Consider the following 19114-nt stretch of genomic DNA (forward strand, 5'->3'; position numbering starts at 1 on the left):
AGATGAATATTGCGATCTTCACCAATACTTTCACTCCCCATGTTGGTGGGGTGGCTCGCTCAGTTGAAGCCTTTGTGGCAGAGTATCGCCAGCTGGGCCACAAGGTATTGGTGGTAGCGCCGGAGTTTGCTGATATGCCCGAAGATGAAACGGATGTAGTACGTATTGCTGCAATCCAGAATTTCAATGCCAGCGATTTTTCTGTAGCCCTGCCGATCCATGACCAGCTCAGTGAAATACTGGATGCGTTTGCGCCAGACATTATTCACTCTCAGCATCCGTTCCTGTTGGGGATGACAGCGCTACGCACTGCCCGCTACCGAAAGCTGCCACTGGTATTTACGCATCACACCTTGTATGAGCAGTATACCCACTATATACCCGGTGATTCTGCCACTATGCAGCGCTTTGCCATTGAGCTGGCAACCCGTTATGCCAATTTATGCGATCAGGTTATTGCTCCCAGCCAGAGCATTGCTGAGATGTTGCAGCAGCGCGGCGTGACTACACCTGTTACGGTGATCCCTACCGGGGTCTGTATTGAGCGATTCGCCCGGGGTAACGGTGATGCGGTACGGCAGCAATTGGCGATCCCGGCAGACGCTGTTGTTATTGGCCATCTGGGGCGGCTGGCTTCAGAGAAAAACCTTGAGTTTCTGGCTCATGCGGTGGCAAATGTTGCGGTTGAACGTGCTGCAGTACATTTTCTGGTGGTGGGTGCAGGCCCGTCTGAAGCTACTATCCGACAAGTATTTGCGCAGGCAGGCATCAGCAACAAGCTGCATATGGCGGGTATTTTACAGCAACAACAGTTAACGGATGCATTGCATGCTATGGACATCTTTGCATTTGCCTCAGGTAGTGAAACGCAGGGCATAGTGCTGGCCGAAGCTATGGCCGCCGGCTTGCCAGTGGTTGCATTAGATGCACCGGGTGTGCGCGAAGTGGTAAAAGATGGTGACAATGGGTTGTTGTTGTATGACAAAACCACCGCCGCGTTCAGTGCTGCGCTGTGCCGGTTAGTTGAAGCGCCGGCACAACAACTGGCATTGCTGCAGCAAGGCGCCAGAGACACAGCTGACGCTTTTTCCATGGCATGTTCGGCTGATAAAGCACTGCAGTGTTTTAGCGCTTTGCTGGACAATCAGCCCGCTGCAGCCAGAACCGAGCGGGACTGGGAAGATGTTTTGGAATGGGTCAAAGCGGAGTGGGACATTTTGCGTAGCGTTGCCGTGGCAGGTACAGCCGCTGTTGGCAGCACTTTGTTTGCGGACAGCAAAGAGTAACGCTGCTCAGTAAACCTGATAACCAGCTACTAAACCTGGAGGTTTATGTTAAGTCGTATCGAAGTTTGGTTCCGTTGGGCGCGGCGCAGCCTGAGCCGCAGCCATTGGCTGGCAAGGCTGTTACAGTTGCCTGTTTCAACCGGCTCAGGGGTGCGGCCAGGGCTTCTTATGTTGCAAATAGACGGGTTGTCGCAGCCAGAATTGCAACGCGCTTTAGACCGTGGCGAAATGCCATTTTTACGCCGCCTGCTAAAGAAAGAACATTACACCTTACATGCGCATTATTCCGGCTTGCCAGCTACGACACCGGCAGTGCAGGCTGAACTGTTTTATGGTGTTAAAACTGCCGTGCCGGCATTTTCATATTGTGATCACTGCTCTGGCAGTGTGGTAAAAATGCTGCAACCTGATACTGCAGCTCAGGTAGAAGATCGGCTGACGAAGATGAGCGATGAGGCACTGCTAAAGGACGGCAGCGCTTATTCTAATATTTATACCGGCGGAGCTGCAGAGTCACACTTTTGTGCTTCTGCTTTGGGCTGGGGGCCGGCTTTACGCAGTGCAAATCCGTTGGTACTACTGGTGCTGATTATTACTAATTTATACAGTGTACTGCGAATTATCGGGCTGTTTTTTCTTGAGCTTGGGCTGGCACTGGGTGACTTTTTCCGCGGTTTAATCAAAGGGCATGACTTTTTCAGTGAGCTTAAGTTTGTGCCTACCCGGGTGGCTATTTCTATAGTGTTGCGTGAGCTTTGCGTTATCGGTGGCAAAATTGACCTCAGTCGTGGCATGCCAGTGGTACATATCAACTTTCTGGGTTATGACGAACAATCACACCGGCGTGGCCCGTCTTCTTTATTTGCGCACTGGACACTAAAAGGCATAGACGACAGCATTGCCAGGCTGTGGCGTGCGGCTAACCGTGCACAGTGGCGCAGATATGAAGTATGGATCTATTCCGATCATGGTCAGGCAAAAGTGAAGCCTTATCATCAGCTGCGGGGCTATTCGTTGGAGCAGGCGGTAGAGCAAAGCTTTGCCAGGTTACATGCACAGCCTGTCAGCCCCAGTGTGCGGAAGGCTGACAGCATCCAGACTCAACGGGTCAGATTACTGGGCGGCAATAAAGTACAACGGTTATTTGCTGTACGCGGCGGCCCTGCCAATGCTGGCCAGGATAGGGTAACTGAGGCAGCTATTCAGGTTGCTGCGCTTGGGCCGGTAGGGCATATTTATTTTCCGGCGCCGCTGACAGAGCAAGACTACCATTTTGTTGCGACTGAATTAGTGGTGGAGCATAAAGTCCCGCTGGTACTGCGGCTTGAAGCGCCTGACCTGCTGCGGGCGACAACGGATGATGGTGACTTCTATCTGCCACATGACAGTGCGCGTATATTCGGCGCTGAGCATCCGTTTCTGGACAGTCTCAGTGACGATTTATTGCGGTTGTGTCAGCACGCTGATGCCGGCGATCTGGTTGTAATGGGCTGGCGCAACGGCGTAACCGCGCAGTCGTTTGCCGATGAAAATGGCGCCCATGCCGGTGCCACGCCAGAGGAAACCAATGGTTTTGCTTTATTACCGGCAGATACGCTTTTAGTGTCTGGCAATAACAGCTATCTGCGCCCGCGTGATTTATATCATGCTGCTTTACACTATCTTGGTCGTTCGCCGCAACAGCAAGCGCCCAGCCGCTCTGCACGGCCGGCAGAACAAACAGACACCTTACGGGTAATGACTTACAACGTACATAGCTGCATCGGCCTGGATGGCAAAGTGGATGTAGAGCGTGTAGCCAGAGTGATTGCGCAGGCTAACCCTGATGTAGTTGCACTGCAAGAATTGGATGTTGGGCGAGATCGCAGTTTGGGCTTAGATCAGGCCCAGCTTATAGCCCGGTATCTGGAAATGGAGTTTCATTTTCATCCGGCTATGCACATGGAAGAAGAACGTTACGGCGATGCTATTCTAACCCATCTGCCACTACGGTTAGTAAAGGCCGGGCCGTTACCGGGCCTGGCTGACAGGCCGAAATTGGAACCTCGAGGTGCGATTTGGGCTGCGGTGCAGTTTAATGGCCAGGAAGTGCAGATTATTAATACCCATCTGGGGTTGCAGCCGCGCGAGCGGCTGGCGCAGATAGACTGTTTGCTGGGTAAAGACTGGCTGGGCCACGCAGATTGCCGTGGGCCAGTGGTGCTGTGCGGTGACTTGAATGCGCAGCCCAACTCGCAAGTGTGCCGGCGTATTACAGCCCAGTTGCAGGATTCGCAAACTTTGCTGGCGCAGCACCGGCCAGCAGGTACTTTTCCCAGCCGGTTTGCTGCCTTACGTATTGATCATATTTTTGTCAGCCAGGCTGTGGCGGTAACAGCAGTCGACATACCCAGCTCTCAATTGGCGAAGGTGGCATCAGACCATTTACCCTTACTGGTGCAATTGCGGATCCCGCACGACGCAGCTTCAATGACAGATTAAGCCTGTTTTAGCCAAATGGCTGCTTTTTTGGCGAAATAGGTCAAAATGCCGTCGGCACCGGCACGTTTAAATGCGAGTAATGATTCCATAATCACCGGTTGCTCAGCCAGCCAGCCATTTTGAATGGCGGCCATATGCATGGCATATTCGCCACTGACCTGATAGGCAAAGGTTGGTACGCCAAATTCATCTTTTACCCGGCGTACTATATCCAGGTATGGCATACCGGGTTTCACCATTACCATATCGGCGCCTTCTTCCAGATCCTGTGCTACTTCGTGTAAGGCTTCGTTGCTGTTGGCCGGATCCATCTGGTAGGTTTTTTTATTGCCACCCTTTAAATTACCGGCAGAACCCACCGCATCGCGAAACGGGCCGTAATAGCTTGAGGCATACTTGGCTGAATAAGCCATAATGCGGGTGTTAACAAAGCCAGCCTCTTCCAGCGCTTCGCGAATGGCGCCGATGCGGCCGTCCATCATATCCGATGGCGCTATGACATCAGCACCGGCTTGGGCATGCGACAGTGCCTGCTTAATCAGAGCGGCAGTTGTAATGTCATTGATGACATAGCCATTGTCATCAATAATGCCGTCCTGACCATGAGTGGTAAACGGATCTAATGCAACATCTGTAATAATACCAAGCTCAGGCACCTGTTGTTTTAGCAGCCGCACCGCGCGCTGTGCTAAGGCTTCCGGATTCCAAGCTTCTTCGGCCTGCAGTGACTTTTTATCCGCAGAGGTAACCGGAAACAGGGCTATGGCCGGAATGCCCAGCTCGGCAAGCTCTTTGGCTTCAACCAGCAGCAGGTCGAGGCTAAGGCGCTCAATACCGGGCATAGAGGCAATGGCTTCGCGTTTATTATCACCTTCGATAATAAACATCGGGTAAATTAAGTCATTCACCGTCAACTGGTTTTCTGCCATTAAGCGGCGGCTGAAATCATGTTCACGCATACGGCGTAAACGGCTGGCGGGGAAGAAACGGTTAGTATTCATGCAGCTCTCCTGTGCGCTCAGGGCTAATTCTACGTTGCCCGGGCGGATAACTCTGTACCTGATTTCTGCCGTTGGCTTTAGCGCTGTATAAGGCTTTATCGGCGAAATTTATATATTCGTCACAATCGCTATGTGTACCCGGAATCGCGCTGTAACAACCCGCACTCAGGGTAACTGCCGGTGGCTGAGTGCTGCTATCCAGCTGTTGGCGAATTTGCTCTGCCAAATCTGCTGCGCCATCCAGATCGGTGTTGGGCAGTATCAGTGCAAACTCTTCACCGCCGTAGCGGCATAGCTTATCGCCCGGGCGTTTTACCAATTGCTGAATTAAGCGGGCAACTGTTTTTATCACCTGATCACCGGCCAGATGCCCATGATTGTCATTAACTTGTTTAAAGTAATCAATATCCAGTAATACCAACGCAAGCGGGCGCTGTTCGCGGCGGCTGCGTTTTAATTCAGCATTCATTTGCCGGTTAAAATAGGCGCGGTTAAATACACCGGAAAGGGCATCAGTTTCGGTTTGTTGCTGTAGCAACTGGTTTTTTTCTGCCAGCTCTTCCAGTGCAATTTGCAGTTCAAAACTGTGGCTGCGTAGCTGGCTCTCCAGCTCTGCGGCGGTACGTTGCCAGCGCATGAGTTTAATAGCGCCAAGCACACCTGTGATACCAATGCCGGTTATCATGCCTATAAAAAAGTACGGCAGCAGTTCAGGCATAAGCAGTGCTCAAGCTATGTTGAAAACCAAATAAACGGCGGCTGTTTTGCCATGTCAGTGTTGCCAGCTCGTCCATGCTACGATTAGTTAGCCGGGCTACCATTTGGGCAATAACCGGCAGGTAAGCCGGTTCATTACGGCGGCTTTTAGGTTTAGGCTGCATAGTGCGGGGCAGTAAATAAGGGGCATCGGTTTCCAGCAACAGTTTGTCAGCTGGGATATAACTCAGTGCCTGCTGCAAGGCTTCACCACGGCGTTCATCACACACCCAGCCGGTAATACCAATATAAAGCCCCAGTTCCAGATAAGCCTTTAACTGCGCTACATCGCCGGTAAAACAATGCACTACACCATGGCTGACTTGCTGTTCTTTTAGCATGGCAAGCTGAGTAGTAAAGGCATCGCGTTCATGCAGGTAAACCGGTTTACCACATAGGCCTGCCAGTTGTAATTGTTCTGCAAAAACCTGTTGTTGCTGATCTCTGGGAGAGAAGTCACGGTTAAAATCGAGACCACACTCGCCAATAGCTACCACTTCAGCTTGTCTGCTTAACGCTTGCAGCTGTATCAGCCAGTCAGATTTAACATTAGCTGCCTGATGTGGGTGCACACCAGCGGTACTAACACAACTACGGTGCTGCTGGCAAAAAGTAATATTCTGCCGGCTCTCATCGATATCGCTGCCAATCAACAACAATTGAGCTACGTCAGCCTGTGCTGCCCGCTCAATTACAGCTGCCCTGTCGTTATCAAACTGGCTGCTGAACAGATTGACACCGATATCACACCACATTACTGTTCACGCCGGACACGGATAGTACGGTTGTTAATATCATTGCCCAGAAAAAACGAATTTAGCGCGCCACGTTTTATATAATGTTGTTCACCGGCAGCGATTTTATAATAATCGGTGCCGTTCTGACGCCAAATCTGGCCATTATCAAACTCGACAATAAGCTCTTTGCGTGGGCTATAACGCACTTCTTTTACGCTCAGGTAAAGTTGATCCGGCGCGTCTTCGTCTACCTTACGGTGCTCAATACCAAAGTCTGCTGCAGGCTGTTTTTGTACTGTGGTGTTAGTCGCAGCAACTGCTGCAGCTGGCGCTGCAGCAGTTGTTGTTGCCGGTGTAGCAGTATTATTGGGTGTCACAGTAGTTGCAGTGACTGCCGGAATAGCGTCATAACAGCTTAAACGGCGCAACGCATTTTGCTCAGCACGGCAAAGCTCCAGTGCCTGCTCTAGTGGTATAGCTGCAACGGGCAGGCTGGTAACGGCAATTAAAGCCGCTAATATTACTTTCATAGTGAATCTTCCTGTTTTTCTTCTGTTTTTTCGGTAGTGGCTGGTTGATAAAAGCGGCTGAGTGCCAGGCCAAGTTCAAATAATAACCACATAGGTACCGCCAGTAAGGTTTGCGACAGTACATCAGGTGGTGTCAGCATCATGCCTAAAATAAAAGCGCCAACGACAATATAAGGGCGCTTTTCTGCCAGCTCGGCACGGGTAGTAACACCGGTCCAGACCATCAGCAAAATGGCTACCGGAATTTCAAACGACAGGCCAAAAGCAAAAAATAGCTTCAGTACAAAATCAAGGTAATTGCTGATATCGGTAGCTACAGTGACCCCTTCCGGTGCAACACTGGTAAAAAAACCAAAAATAATTGGAAAGACAATAAAATACGCAAAAGCTATACCGCTATAAAACAGTAACGTACTGCTTATCACCAGTGGCGCCATCAGCCGTTTTTCGCGGCTATACAGCGCTGGTGCTATAAACTGCCACACTTGTAGCAGGATATAAGGAATGGCAACGCATATAGCAACAATAAAGGTTAATTTAAACGGTGCAAAAAAGGGCGCAGCGACATCGGTTGCAATCATGCTGCTATTTTCCGGCAATACCGCCATCAGCGGCTGTGCCAGTATGTGATATATTTCTTGCGCAAAAGCGGCCAGACAGGCGAAGACAATTATTACCGCCACAACGCAGCGTAGCAGACGATTGCGTAGTTCGATTAAATGTCCGAGTAAACTGTCGGGGTTGGCGTTAAAGCTCATGTTTATTATCTTTACTGCTGGTTATCGAAGAAATGGGCGTGTTTACATCAGCAGCCGCTTGTTTCAACTCAGCCAGCGCCGCTTTTTCCTGCTCTGTCAGGTTAAGCAGGCCTTTGGCTTCAGCATCTTTCAATTTCTGATGCAGTTCATGGGTTCGCAAATCATCATTTAGCTCTGCCTGCATCTGTTGTCCGAACTGCTTAATGCTGCGCACGGTCTTATGCACCGAGCGAATAGCACCGGGCAGCCGCTCTGGCCCCAGTACCAGCAAGGCGACAACGCCAATCACAACCAGCTCCCAGAAACCCATTTACACTTTATCTTTAGTGTCGCTGGCCTCAGTGGCCGCATTTTTATTCGTGCTGCTAGCCGCTTTACTTTGTTCGTTCAGCTGTGCTGGCTGTTCTGCTGCTTCATCGTCAGATGGTGAGTCTTTAATGGAACTGCGAAACCCCTTTATTGCCGAGCCTAAATCTGTGCCTATACCGCGCAGCTTTTTAGTGCCGAACAGTAAAACTATGATGGCTAAGACGATAAGTAACTGCCAAATACTAATATTGCCGAACATGCTGTTTCCTCTGATTAATGCCTGACACTGTCTGTGTCCGGCGCAGTATATGTCGTTGTTATGACAAATCTATTATCGCACAAACGCTTTAACGCCAAAGCCTGCACTTACCGCCAGCAATAATACTGCCAGAGTGTGGTTGCCGATACTGAACACTATACTAGCACTGATCAGTGCCGCCGCTGCAAACGTAGCCGCAACTATTTGTTGTCTGGCTTTTTGCTGCTGGCCTGCCAGTTGCTGTAGCTGTTGTAACAGTTGTCTTTGTTGTCTGGGGCCTTGTTCAAGGTACTGATGCAGCAGATTTGGCATTTGTGGCAATTTTTCTGCCCAAAATGGCAGGTTTTCTTTAACCTGACGCCATATAGCCGGTAGACCAACCTGCTGTTTGACCCAGTTTTCCAAAAATGGTTTTGCTGTTTTCCATAAATCCAGTTGCGGATACAGCTGGCGGCCCAGTCCTTCAATATACAACAGTGTTTTCTGTAATAACACCAACTGCGGCTGAACTTGCATATCAAAACGTCGGGCAGTGCTGAACAGGTTCAGTAGTACATGGCCAAACGAGATTTCAGCCAGTGGCTTTTGAAAAATAGGCTCGCATACGGTGCGAATGGCACTTTCAAACTCTTCTACTTTGGTATGGGCCGGTACCCAGCCGGAGTCCACATGTAACTGGGCTACTTTTTTATAATCGCGGTTAAAAAAGGCAACAAAGTTTTCCGCCAGATAACGCTTATCTTCCGCATTTAATGTGCCGACAATGCCGCAGTCAATACCAATATATTTTGGGTTCGCCGGGGTTTCGCGGGAGACAAAAATATTGCCCGGGTGCATGTCAGCATGAAAGAAGCTGTCGCGGAATACCTGAGTAAAAAACACTTCCACACCACGTTTGGCCAGCAGCTCCATATCAGTGCCCTGTGCTTCAAGCGCCGCAATATCCGCTACCGGTATGCCGTAAATCCGCTCCATTACCATCACATTGGCGCGGCTGTAATCGCTGTAGACAAAGGGAATATACAACGAGTCTGAGCCTTCGAAGTTGCGCCGCAACTGAATAGCGTTGGCGGCTTCACGTTGCAGATCCAGTTCATCCAGAATAGTTTTACGGTATTCCGATACCACCTCACGTGGTCGTAAACGCTTACCATCGGGTAAAAAGCGTGCTGCCGCATCAGCCAGAGTATCCATCAAGGCTAAATCTGCCAGGATTTGTTGCTTAATGTCTGGCCGGATAACTTTAATCACGACATCTGCCAGGCTGCCATCGGCCTGCAGTAGTTGTGCGGTATGTACCTGAGCAATAGAGGCTGATGCCAGCGGAGTCTGGTTAAAGTCAGCAAACAGCTGGGCAATGTTATCCAGCTCCAGTGCTTGTTCAATCAGCTGCTGTGCTTTGGCACCGTCAAAGGGCGGTACTTTATCCTGTAGCTTGGCCAGCTCGTCGGCTAGCTGTGGTGGAAACAAGTCACGACGGGTTGACAACATCTGGCCGAATTTAACCCAAACCGGGCCCAGGCTTTGCAGCGCCAACCGCAACCGCACGCCAACTGGCTGGTCCGGGTGGCGGTTACGCAGCCAGAACAAACTGCGGCGCAACATCCGCGCATACCAGGGTTGCCATTGTGCGGGGATCAATTCATCCAGGCCGAACTGCAAAAGGGTTTTCTGGATTTGATAAAAACGGCTGATACGCACTATAACTCCTGAAAAGCTTGCAGTTGTTGCTGCATAACATCAACTTTGGCTGCCAATTCGCTGACGGCGGCACTAAATTGGGTCATCTCAATAGCAGTGGGGGTTAATTGCAGTTCATCTTGCGCCAGTTCAGCACTAAGCTGATGTAAAGCTGCGGTTTTACCACTCAGATACTGATGTATATGGCGTAAGCTCAGTGCAATTTTATGCGCGCTGGCGTCCCCGACATAGGCAGACAGTGTTTGCTGCCAGTCCGGATCAAGCTGCTGGAAAAAATGGCTGTACTGCTGCGCAACCTGAATATCGCCGTCTATTTGCAGTGCATCGGCTTTTATCAGCCGGGTTAGCTGGCTGGGGTCGCGTAGCAAACGCAGGCTGGCTAAGTCAGTTTCTATTGCACAATCTACCGCTTCGTCATGCTGATTAAATAAAATGCCCTGAGCGCTGGCACTGAGTACCAGTGTAACCGGCCACTCCCGTAGCCGGAACGATAACTGCTTACCATATAACCGGCCAAGCCTGCCTGCAGCCAGAGGATCCATAGCAATTAACCGGGCCATGGTTTTTTCTGCCACGGCGCACAGTAGCTGGGGCAGTAAAGGTAACATCAGAATTTATAGCCCCGGTGTAATGCTACTATGCCGCCGGTCAGGTTGTGGTAGCTGACTTCGGCAAAGCCGGCGTCCTGCATCATGCTTTTCAGCGTCTCCTGATCCGGATGCATACGGATAGACTCAGCCAGATACTGATAGCTTTCTTTGTCGTTGGCAACCAGTTGGCCAATAGTGGGCAGTAGTTTAAACGAGTACAGATCATACACCTTGCTTAGCCATTGCTGTTCTGGTTTAGAAAACTCCAGCACCAGCAAACGACCACCTGGCTTTAATACCCGGAACATAGAGCGCAGTGCTGCGTCTTTATCAGTTACGTTACGTAAACCAAAACCAATACTGATAATGTCAAAACTGTTATCGGCAAAGGGCAGGGCTTCGGCATTGGCCTGTACATATTCAATATTGTTGACCAAACCCAGATCGCGCAGTTTGTCGCGGCCCACATTAAGCATAGAGGCATTAATGTCTGCCAGTACGACTTTGCCGCCTGGCCCGACCCGTTTTGAAAACAACGCCGTGATATCACCGGTACCGCCGGCCAGATCAAGCACCTGTTGGCCCGGGCGCACACCGCTGCAGTCGATAGTGAACCGTTTCCACAGCCGGTGAATGCCAAGCGACATTAAGTCGTTCATCACATCGTATTTGGCGGCGACGGAATGAAACACATTCGCTACCATTGACACTTTCTGCTCGGCGGCAACGGTTTTAAAGCCAAAGTGCGTAGTGTTAGGGTTCTGATCTGTCATGCTGCAGGCCTGTTGGCGAAGAAATGTGGCTAGTGTAAAAGATAAAGCTGCGCCAGCCAACTTATCTGTTGGCTTTTATAACCTAAGCGGGCAGCGCCAGCATAGTTTCGCTGGCAACCTGATTCCGGCCGCGCTGTTTGGCCAGTGTTAATACGTCGGTAGTGCGTGCTAAAAACTGATACCAGTTTTCACTGTGCTGATACAAAGATACGCCCAATGAAATAGTCACTTTGGGTAAGGCTTTCTTACTGCGGGCTGAGACAAAACGCAGTTTTTCCACACCGCGGCGCACCTGTTCAGCAATTTCACTGGCGCTGCGTAAATCGACATCCGGCAGCAGGATCAGAAACTCTTCTCCGCCCGCGCGCACCGGTAAACCACTGCTTTGCACATAACTGCTGATTTTACGTGCTACTTTCGACAAAATAACGTCACCAATAGCACTGCCATAATCCTGGTTAAAGCGGCTGAAATGATCCAGATCTATAGCAATGGCGGCCACCCGCCGGCCAGGTTGCTCAGTAAACCATAACTCCAGCTGATGTTGCATCGCCGAGCGGTTATATAAGCCGGTTAGCGGATCCAACTGACGTTGTAACTTAAGTTGTTCCAGTTCATGCCGTAACTGATGGCTTTGTTGATTGGCTTGTTCCAATTGCTGTTGCAACTGATACTGACCGGAGCGGAACTCTTGCGTTTGCTGACGCAGTTGTTCTACCGCCGAAAGGATATTTTCGCCATTTTGCTGTTGTTGCTGCAATTGCAGTAAGCTGAAATCCAGCTGTTGCAAGTAATCGGCAACTTGCTCAGCAGCAAGATCGGTATAACCGGTAAGGCGGCTGACAATGCCCGAGGCATCCTGTAACAGTTGTTCTTGTTGTGGGTTGGCCGGGGTCAGATAGCGGCTATATAAATCCGCCATAATAAAGTCATCAAACGGAGTTTTTGCACTCAGCTTATGTTCAATTGCAGTGCACAGCGCAGCGTGATGACCGCTGATATAGTCGTAGCACACAGCATAATTTACCGGATGAGCTGCAAGGCCGGCACGCTGTAAAAATACTTTTACCTGCGCGGCTTTCTCGCTGGCTTGTTCCAGTGAATCCTGATACTTCATAAGACCACGTATAACTCCGCTGGCAGGCTGCTGTTTCGCGCCTGATTTGTTAACGAATACATCGCTAAGCCCATAGTACGCGATTCTGTGCGACAGGCAACAGCTCTGTCTGACAAAAAAATACAGCTGTTGAATTTAACATCAGATTGGCCGGATTATCGACACTCAGCCAACCCTACTTTGGTAGTAAAAACGGTAAAAAGCAGCTTTGTCTGGTTTAGTTGCCTGTAATCTGTGAATAAAGCAGATACAATCGAAGCGTCTTTTTTGTGGGAATAACCAAAATGAAAACCACTGTAAATATTAAATCACTGTTTTTAACTGTAATGTGTACAGTTTTATTGTCGGCGTGCGCAACAACGGCGCACAATAGTGACAAGCAGTTTACCGAACTGGCACAACAACTGTGGCAGGCACAACAGCAACTCAATGAAACAGCACCGGGCGAGCTGACCGATATGTCGCCACAGGCGCTGGAGCAGCGGCACCAACAGCGTCTGGGCTGGCAGGCCAGGTTACAACAGATTGATGTTAAAGCACTGTCTGAACAAAACCAGATTAACCATGCAATTTTAGCCTATCGTCTGGCCGATCAGATTGATGAATACCGCTTTGGCGCACATTTAATGCCGCTGACTTCAGAATCCGGCTTTCATACCAACCTTGGCTTTATGGTGCAGCGTGGCAGCTTTAAAACGGCAGCAGATTATCAGCACTATTTGCAAAAACTCGCTGCTATTCCCCGTTATATGCAGCAGCAAACAGACTGGATGAAGCAGGGCCTGGCTAAAGGCGTAACCCAACCTAAGGCTGTGCTGAAAGGCTTTGAACAAAGCATTATTTCCTATGTTGTACAGGACCCTACGCAAAGCGTGTTCTATCAACCTTTTAACCGTAAACCGGCATTTATCAGCGAAACTGAATGGCAGCAGCTTACCGCCCAGGCCGTTGAGCAGATTACACAGGCAGTAAACCCGGCCTATCAGGCGTTTTATGATTTTATGGTTAAAGAGTATCTGCCAGGTGCCCGCGACACTATTGCCGCCAGCGCTTTACCAGACGGCGCTGCGTTTTACCAAAACCGGCTGGAGCATTACACCACACTAAAGCTGACACCACAGCAGGTACATCAAACCGGGCTGGATGAGGTAAAGCGCATCCGGGCACAGATGCAGCAGGTAATTGATCAGCTTTGCTTTACCGGCAGTTTTGCTGAATTTATCCAGTACTTGCGTACCGATCCGCAATTTTATGCCAAAACACCCGATGAGTTGATGCGCTATGCCGCTTATCTGGCGAAAAAAGCTGATGCCGAACTACCAAAATTATTTAAAACTCTGCCGCGTACACCTTATGGTGTGGTTCCGGTACCGGCAGAAATTGCCCCTAAATACACTACTGGCCGCTATTCAGGGCCGACGCGGGATGATCAGGCCGGTTTCTACTGGGTTAATACTTATGCGCTGGATCGCAGGCCATTATACGAAATGGAAGCCCTGACTCTGCACGAAGCTGTGCCAGGTCATCATTTACAGATTGCACTGGCGCGTGAACATGCCGAATTGCCAGACTACCGCCGTAGCTTTTATACCTCAGCTTTCGGCGAAGGCTGGGGGTTGTACGCTGAGTATCTGGGATTGGAAATGGGCTTTTATCAGGAACCCTACAGCAATTTTGGCCGCCTGACCTATGAAATGTGGCGTGCTGCGCGGTTGGTGGTAGACACCGGCATGCATACCATGGGCTGGAGCCGTCAACAGGCGATAGATTTTCTGGCGCAGAACACCGCTTTATCGATGCACAACGTAACGACCGAAATAGATCGCTATATCAGCTGGCCGGCACAGGCGCTGTCTTATAAATTGGGTGAAATTACCATTAAGCAGCTGCGCGCAGAAGCCGAGCAGGCATTGGGCGAGCGTTTTAATGTGCGCGAGTTTCATGACGTGGTGCTAAGTAATGGCAGCGTGCCGCTGGCAGTGCTGGAACAGCAGGTTCGTGCTTACATTGCCCGGCAGCAAAAAACCTAGTTGTACAGTCTGGCAGCAACCGGGATAAACAGGAAGTAAAGCCGCATGGTGTGGATGTTGTTGATAGGCGTGTTAGTTTTAGCGTTGCTGTACATACTGTGGCAGATGGAATTGGTTGGTAAAACAAACAAAAGCCTGCAAGCTAAGTTGCAACAACGTGAGCAGGAATTATTGCGTATGCAGCAGGCGGTGTTTCAGCTGGCCGAGCAGCAAAAAATGCTGCTTGAACAGCGGTTAAGCAAGCTGGTACTTGAGTCGCGGTTAAGTAAGCAGGAAATGGCGGCGATACAATTAATATGTCAGTTATTACCGCTGGTTACCCGCGAGTCCTGTAGCAAAGCAGTACCGGCACAACAAACCATTAAATTGTATTTACGGCAGCATAAAACGCTGGAGTTTGGTCAACTGGAATTGATGATGATAAAGCATAGCCGCCTTACGGCATTATGGCAGAACAACAGCCTGATATCGTATTTGCAGTTATGTACCGTTGCCGTAGCGCTGGCAGAAGAAACTCAGGCGCAGCTTAACAGCGCCTGAGTTCGTATTCAGTGTCGTAGAATAACGCTGGGCTCGGTGTCAATCTGCCCTTCAATATCAATAGCGGCTATTTTGCCATCTGCTGTCAGCACCGCAAGGTTACCTTCGGCCATATGGCGAACGAACAATAAATCGTAACCAAATCGCTGTAATTCAGCGACAGAAAACTTTTGTGCCAGATTAAGATCTTCCCAGAAATAATGTATATCCTTATCCATCTGGCGCCGTTCGTGTGTCATGTCAGGCTCCAACTACCAGGTACAACAGGTTTCAGGTTACATCAGGTATGCGGATCAGACAAGCTGCATTATGGTTTGCCATTGCGCTTCGTTAACCGGCATAACAGAAAGCCTGCTGCCTTTTTGTACAACAGGCAGCCCACTGAGCTTAGCCGAGCTTTTTAGTTTGTCCAGCGAAATTATCGCTGGCAGTTTGCGTTCAAATATCAGATCTACGGCTATCCAGCGCGGGTTATCTGTTGAAGATTTACTGTCAAAATAAATGCTTGCTGAATTAAACTGGCTGGGATCAGGATAAGCCGACCGCACAACTCTGGTAATGCCGGCTACTCCGATCAGTTTGCAACTGGAGTGGTAGATAAACACCTTATCGCCAGATTTCACACCGTCGCGCAGCATATTACGCGCCTGATAATTACGCACGCCCTCCCACACTATTGGCGTGTCGGGAGCATTGGCAAAATCATCAATACTGCATTCGGACGGTTCTGTTTTAAATAACCAATAAGCCATCTTTGCTGATCTCCGTAGTTTGCGGCAGAATATCATTATATTTTACCGCAACGGAACAGAAGGTGGGGCTATGAGTCAGGTATTACAGAATTTGCTGGCATTACTGAAACTGGAAACCATAGAGCAGGGCCTGTATCGTGGCCAAAGCCAGGATTTGGGTTTTAAGGCGGTATTTGGTGGCCAGGTGATGGGGCAGGCATTATCTGCTGCAAAAGAAACCATGGCCGAAGAGCGTAAAGTACATTCGTTTCATTCTTATTTTTTACGCCCCGGCGACGCTAGCAAGCCGATAGTATATGAAGTTGAAAATATTCGTGACGGTAAAAGTTTTAGTACGCGCCGGGTAAGTGCCATTCAGTTTGGTAAACCGATATTTTATTTAACAGCGTCCTTTCAGGCAGAAGAAAGCGGTTTTGAGCATCAGGACTCAATGCCAACGGTGCCGGGCCCTGAGCAGCTGGTATCCGACCTGGAGTTTTATCAACAACACGCCGAGCTGATTCCCGATAGCCTGCGCAGTAAGTTTATTTGTGAAAAGCCGATTGAAATGCGGCCGGTGGATTTTCAAAACCCGTTTAAGCCACAAATAAGTGCCGCTAAACGCTATGTCTGGTTTAAAGCCAACGGCGCTATGCCGGATGACTTACGTGTACATAAATATTTGCTGGCCTATGCATCTGATTTTAACTTTCTGCCTACGGCATTGCAGCCACATGGTAAGTCGTTTATGGCGCCGAATATGCAGGTAGCCACTATTGATCATGCCATGTGGTTTCATCAGGATTTCCGCTTCGACGACTGGTTACTTTATGCCGTAGACAGCCCCAGCGCGTCAGGCGGCCGTGGCCTGGTTCGTGGCCAGTTTTTTAACCGCGACGGTGTGCTGGTTGCTTCTACCATACAAGAAGGGGTTATCCGCGCTTACCCCACCAGCCGCTAAGCCGCTCTGGTGGGGATAATGCTGTGGATGCTTTGCAGTACTTCATTGCGCAGTAAACAGCTAATTGTGTCTTTTAGCTGATGCAACTGCGCGGTAGCGCTGACACGGCTTTGCTCATCAGTTTGAGTGTAGCCATTGTCTTTAAGAGCATTGAGTAGTGTACTGAACAGCTGTTTATCATAGTATTCCGGCGCAGTAATACCATGCAGGCTTAACAGGCGCTGCGCCAGTTCATGGCTGTGCTTTTCCAGATCAGCGCGGCTTTGCGGGCCCTGGTTTTCGATTAGCTGCAACACCATGGCATAGCGCTGTAACGTGTGCTCGGCGTTGTTGGCCAGCAAGCTGAGCATAAAGTAACCAGTACTGTGCTGTGTTGGTGCCCGGTAGCTGTCGCCATCTTGCTCAACCAGCCCGCCAGCAACCAGATGCTGCAGTATGCTACTGCAGTAAGCCTCAACCGTATTGATACTGAGAAACAGCTCCTGTTGCAGCAGTGGATACAACTGCTGTACCACGATATTCAGCTGCTGCTGGCTGATATCCCGCTGATGCAGAATGCTGCTGGCAATAATGGCTGGCAGCATAAATAAATGCAGCACGTTGTTGCGATAGTAACTGAGTAATATCGCATTGTTGTCGGTCAGGCTGATTAACTGGCCGAAACTGTCACTGTGTTGCTGCACTTTTTGCAGACTCAGCGCATGCTCGACCAACTGCGCTGCGGGCTCTTGCGGCAGCGTCATTTGCCCGTGGTAAGGTGCCGCCCGCTGCAGTGCCAGATAGAAGTCAATTTGCTGTTCCAGTTCAGTGCGCGTTAGAGTGTGTTTGTCTGTTGCCAATAAACACAGGGCTATCAGGTTGATGCTGTTCAGTGCTGCAGCCTGATTAATACGCTGCATCATATTGTCGGCCAGTTGCGCAACTACCGGGTTTAGCCATTGCGGTTTTTGTACTTCCAGCGCATCTATATCCTGCTTCCAGTCAGGTACGTGCTGGTTCAGATAGTTATTCAGTGTTACAGGCTCGCCAAAGTTGACGTAACCATAGCCGTAATCACGCAGGTTTCGGATGGCTTTTATCACGCCCCAGGCCGATTCCTTCTGCTTGCCGGAGCCTTTTAACTCGCGCAGGTAAGTGTTTACTTCCATCACATGCTCGTAGCCCAGATAAACCGGTACCAGCGTCACTGGCCGCTCTATACCGCGCAGCATAGACTGCAACGTCATTGCCAGCATGCCGGTTTTCGGTTGCAGTAAGCGGCCTGTGCGGCTACGCCCGCCTTCGGTGTAGTATTTTATTGAATAGCCTTTGCTGAACAACTGGCATAAGTATTCACGAAATACCGCAGAATACAGTTTATTACCGCTGAAACTACGACGGATAAAAAATGCGCCACCGCGGCGGAATATGGTGCCGGCAGGCCAGAAGTTCAGGTTAATACCTGCAGCAATATGCGGTGGTGCCAAGCCTTGCTGATAAATAACATAACTTAGCAGCAGGTAATCCATATGGCTGCGATGGCAGGGGATATAGACAATTTCATGGCCTTTTTGTGCCAGGTCACGCAGCATATCAGCGTTATTTACCTTAATGCCGGTGTAAAGTTTATGCCATAACCAGCGCAGTACTCTGTCGCCTACACGCAGCGTTGATGCCCGGTAGTCAGCGGCAATTTCCAGCAGCAGTTTATGTGCTTCTTGCCGGGCGGCTTTTACCGGTATGCGCTTGGCTTTGGCTTCATCATCAATGGCTTTTTTCAGCGCGGGTGCTGCCAGCAAAGCATTAAACAACTGTGGGCGGTTAGCCAGCTTAGGCCCGTTTGCAGCCAGGCGTTGACGATAAAAATGAAACCGCGACATACGCAGCAGCTTATGTGCGGTTTGCTCGTCGCTGCCAAATTGTGCTGCCATTTGTTGCAGCGATACCGGGCGGCTAAACCGTACCAGGCTATGGCGGCCGGATAGCAGCACAATTAATAATTTTGCCAGCCAGTTGGGTGCATGCGCTTCCCCTATCAGGCCTTTAATACTATTTTCCTTACCTGGTGCCCGGCCCCACAATAGTGATACTGGTACCAATTGTGCGTTTAGCGCCGGATCAGCCAGGTGAGCCTGCAGTAATGCCTGGCCCTGAGCCAGAGCAGTGGTTTTACCGCGTTTAACTAGCAGAGTATGCGGTTTTTCAAGAAATAACGTCCGCGGGTGCATGCTGCCGTTCAGGCTGACATTGTCATTTGGATCCGGCAGCGCCAACTTGGCACAAATACGCCTTATTGCTGCCAGATCTGCGGCAGATTCGGTTGTACAGATATAAAACAGCGGGCTGCTGGTATCCAGTGCCAGCTCGGCAACCGGTTGCTCCGGAACAACTTTGTACTTCAGCAATGGCCACATCGGCCATTTTAACAAGGCAGCAAATAACTTAACTGGCCGAAACATACCTGACCCCCTGGAAAAAAGGCGCTTAGCATAGCATGGAAGCGTTAGCGGGAAAATTACCTGCTGCAGGCCATACTTGCATTTGCACTTTGGCTGTATATACTGACAGTATTCAC

19 protein-coding genes are annotated in these 19114 nt (G+C 50.0%); 5 read left to right on the top strand and 14 right to left on the bottom strand.

Annotated features, from left to right (window positions below):
• Positions 1-2 precede the first annotated feature (2 nt).
• Positions 3-1286 carry a glycosyltransferase gene (locus tag BLW68_RS15195; protein ID WP_092795215.1) on the top strand — a complete coding sequence of 428 codons (1284 nt, stop codon included), beginning with the start codon at positions 3-5 and terminating at the stop codon, positions 1284-1286.
• Between the two features lie 168 nt (positions 1287-1454).
• Positions 1455-3767, top strand: a complete 2313-nt coding sequence (locus BLW68_RS15200) for an endonuclease/exonuclease/phosphatase family protein (protein WP_218141390.1) — start codon at positions 1455-1457, stop codon at positions 3765-3767.
• Here the strand turns inward: BLW68_RS15200 and hemB are convergent.
• The 11 genes from hemB to BLW68_RS15255 form a co-directional block, all read right to left on the bottom strand.
• Positions 3764-4768, bottom strand: coding sequence for a porphobilinogen synthase (hemB, locus tag BLW68_RS15205; RefSeq protein ID WP_092795219.1), 1005 nt, complete (start codon positions 4766-4768; stop codon positions 3764-3766). The genes BLW68_RS15200 and hemB overlap by 4 nt on opposite strands.
• A complete protein-coding gene (locus tag BLW68_RS15210) occupies positions 4758-5486 on the bottom strand; it encodes a GGDEF domain-containing protein (protein ID WP_092795222.1) in 729 nt (242 codons plus the stop codon). Before BLW68_RS15210 ends, hemB begins: the two co-directional genes overlap by 11 nt.
• Entirely contained in the window at positions 5479-6279 is an 801-nt protein-coding gene (locus BLW68_RS15215) for a TatD family hydrolase (protein WP_092795224.1), read from the bottom strand. Before BLW68_RS15215 ends, BLW68_RS15210 begins: the two co-directional genes overlap by 8 nt.
• Entirely contained in the window at positions 6279-6791 is a 513-nt protein-coding gene (locus BLW68_RS15220) for a hypothetical protein (RefSeq protein WP_092795227.1), read from the bottom strand. The genes BLW68_RS15215 and BLW68_RS15220 overlap by 1 nt, the downstream gene beginning before the upstream one ends.
• Positions 6788-7549, bottom strand: a complete 762-nt coding sequence (gene tatC / locus BLW68_RS15225) for a twin-arginine translocase subunit TatC (RefSeq protein ID WP_092795231.1) — start codon at positions 7547-7549, stop codon at positions 6788-6790. The genes BLW68_RS15220 and tatC overlap by 4 nt, the downstream gene beginning before the upstream one ends.
• On the bottom strand, positions 7539-7859 hold the full coding sequence (gene tatB, locus BLW68_RS15230; RefSeq protein ID WP_092795234.1) for a Sec-independent protein translocase protein TatB: 321 nt from the start codon (positions 7857-7859) through the stop codon (positions 7539-7541). The genes tatC and tatB overlap by 11 nt, the downstream gene beginning before the upstream one ends.
• Positions 7860-8117, bottom strand: a complete 258-nt coding sequence (tatA, locus tag BLW68_RS15235) for a twin-arginine translocase TatA/TatE family subunit (RefSeq protein WP_092795236.1) — start codon at positions 8115-8117, stop codon at positions 7860-7862.
• A 72-nt stretch (positions 8118-8189) separates the two neighbouring features.
• On the bottom strand, positions 8190-9818 hold the full coding sequence (gene ubiB, locus BLW68_RS15240; protein WP_092795238.1) for a ubiquinone biosynthesis regulatory protein kinase UbiB: 1629 nt from the start codon (positions 9816-9818) through the stop codon (positions 8190-8192).
• Positions 9818-10426 carry a ubiquinone biosynthesis accessory factor UbiJ gene (locus BLW68_RS15245; RefSeq protein WP_092795240.1) on the bottom strand — a complete coding sequence of 203 codons (609 nt, stop codon included), beginning with the start codon at positions 10424-10426 and terminating at the stop codon, positions 9818-9820. The genes ubiB and BLW68_RS15245 overlap by 1 nt, the downstream gene beginning before the upstream one ends.
• A complete protein-coding gene (ubiE, locus tag BLW68_RS15250) occupies positions 10426-11181 on the bottom strand; it encodes a bifunctional demethylmenaquinone methyltransferase/2-methoxy-6-polyprenyl-1,4-benzoquinol methylase UbiE (protein ID WP_092795242.1) in 756 nt (251 codons plus the stop codon). The genes BLW68_RS15245 and ubiE overlap by 1 nt, the downstream gene beginning before the upstream one ends.
• 82 nt (positions 11182-11263) lie before the next feature.
• A complete protein-coding gene (locus BLW68_RS15255) occupies positions 11264-12298 on the bottom strand; it encodes a GGDEF domain-containing protein (protein ID WP_092795244.1) in 1035 nt (344 codons plus the stop codon).
• Between the two features lie 284 nt (positions 12299-12582).
• Here BLW68_RS15255 and BLW68_RS15260 point away from each other — a divergent pair, with 284 nt between their 5' ends.
• Entirely contained in the window at positions 12583-14328 is a 1746-nt protein-coding gene (locus BLW68_RS15260; protein WP_092795246.1) for a DUF885 domain-containing protein, read from the top strand.
• 45 nt (positions 14329-14373) lie between these two features.
• Positions 14374-14868, top strand: a complete 495-nt coding sequence (locus BLW68_RS15265; protein ID WP_092795248.1) for a hypothetical protein — start codon at positions 14374-14376, stop codon at positions 14866-14868.
• Positions 14869-14876: 8 nt separating this feature from the next.
• Here BLW68_RS15265 and BLW68_RS15270 read toward each other — a convergent pair whose 3' ends face one another.
• Both BLW68_RS15270 and BLW68_RS15275 read right to left on the bottom strand, forming a co-directional pair.
• A complete protein-coding gene (locus BLW68_RS15270; RefSeq protein ID WP_092795250.1) occupies positions 14877-15107 on the bottom strand; it encodes a hypothetical protein in 231 nt (76 codons plus the stop codon).
• 54 nt (positions 15108-15161) lie between these two features.
• On the bottom strand, positions 15162-15620 hold the full coding sequence (locus tag BLW68_RS15275; RefSeq protein ID WP_092795252.1) for an EVE domain-containing protein: 459 nt from the start codon (positions 15618-15620) through the stop codon (positions 15162-15164).
• A gap of 70 nt (positions 15621-15690) precedes the next feature.
• Between BLW68_RS15275 and tesB the strand changes: the two genes are divergently transcribed.
• A complete protein-coding gene (gene tesB, locus BLW68_RS15280) occupies positions 15691-16560 on the top strand; it encodes an acyl-CoA thioesterase II (RefSeq protein WP_092795254.1) in 870 nt (289 codons plus the stop codon).
• Here the strand turns inward: tesB and plsB are convergent.
• Positions 16557-18998 carry a glycerol-3-phosphate 1-O-acyltransferase PlsB gene (plsB, locus tag BLW68_RS15285; protein WP_092795256.1) on the bottom strand — a complete coding sequence of 814 codons (2442 nt, stop codon included), beginning with the start codon at positions 18996-18998 and terminating at the stop codon, positions 16557-16559. The two genes, tesB and plsB, sit on opposite strands and share 4 nt — an antisense overlap.
• Between the last annotated feature and the right edge of the window lie 116 nt (positions 18999-19114).

It is taken from the genome of Rheinheimera pacifica, from assembly GCF_900108485.1.
Classification (GTDB): domain Bacteria; phylum Pseudomonadota; class Gammaproteobacteria; order Enterobacterales; family Alteromonadaceae; genus Alishewanella; species Alishewanella pacifica.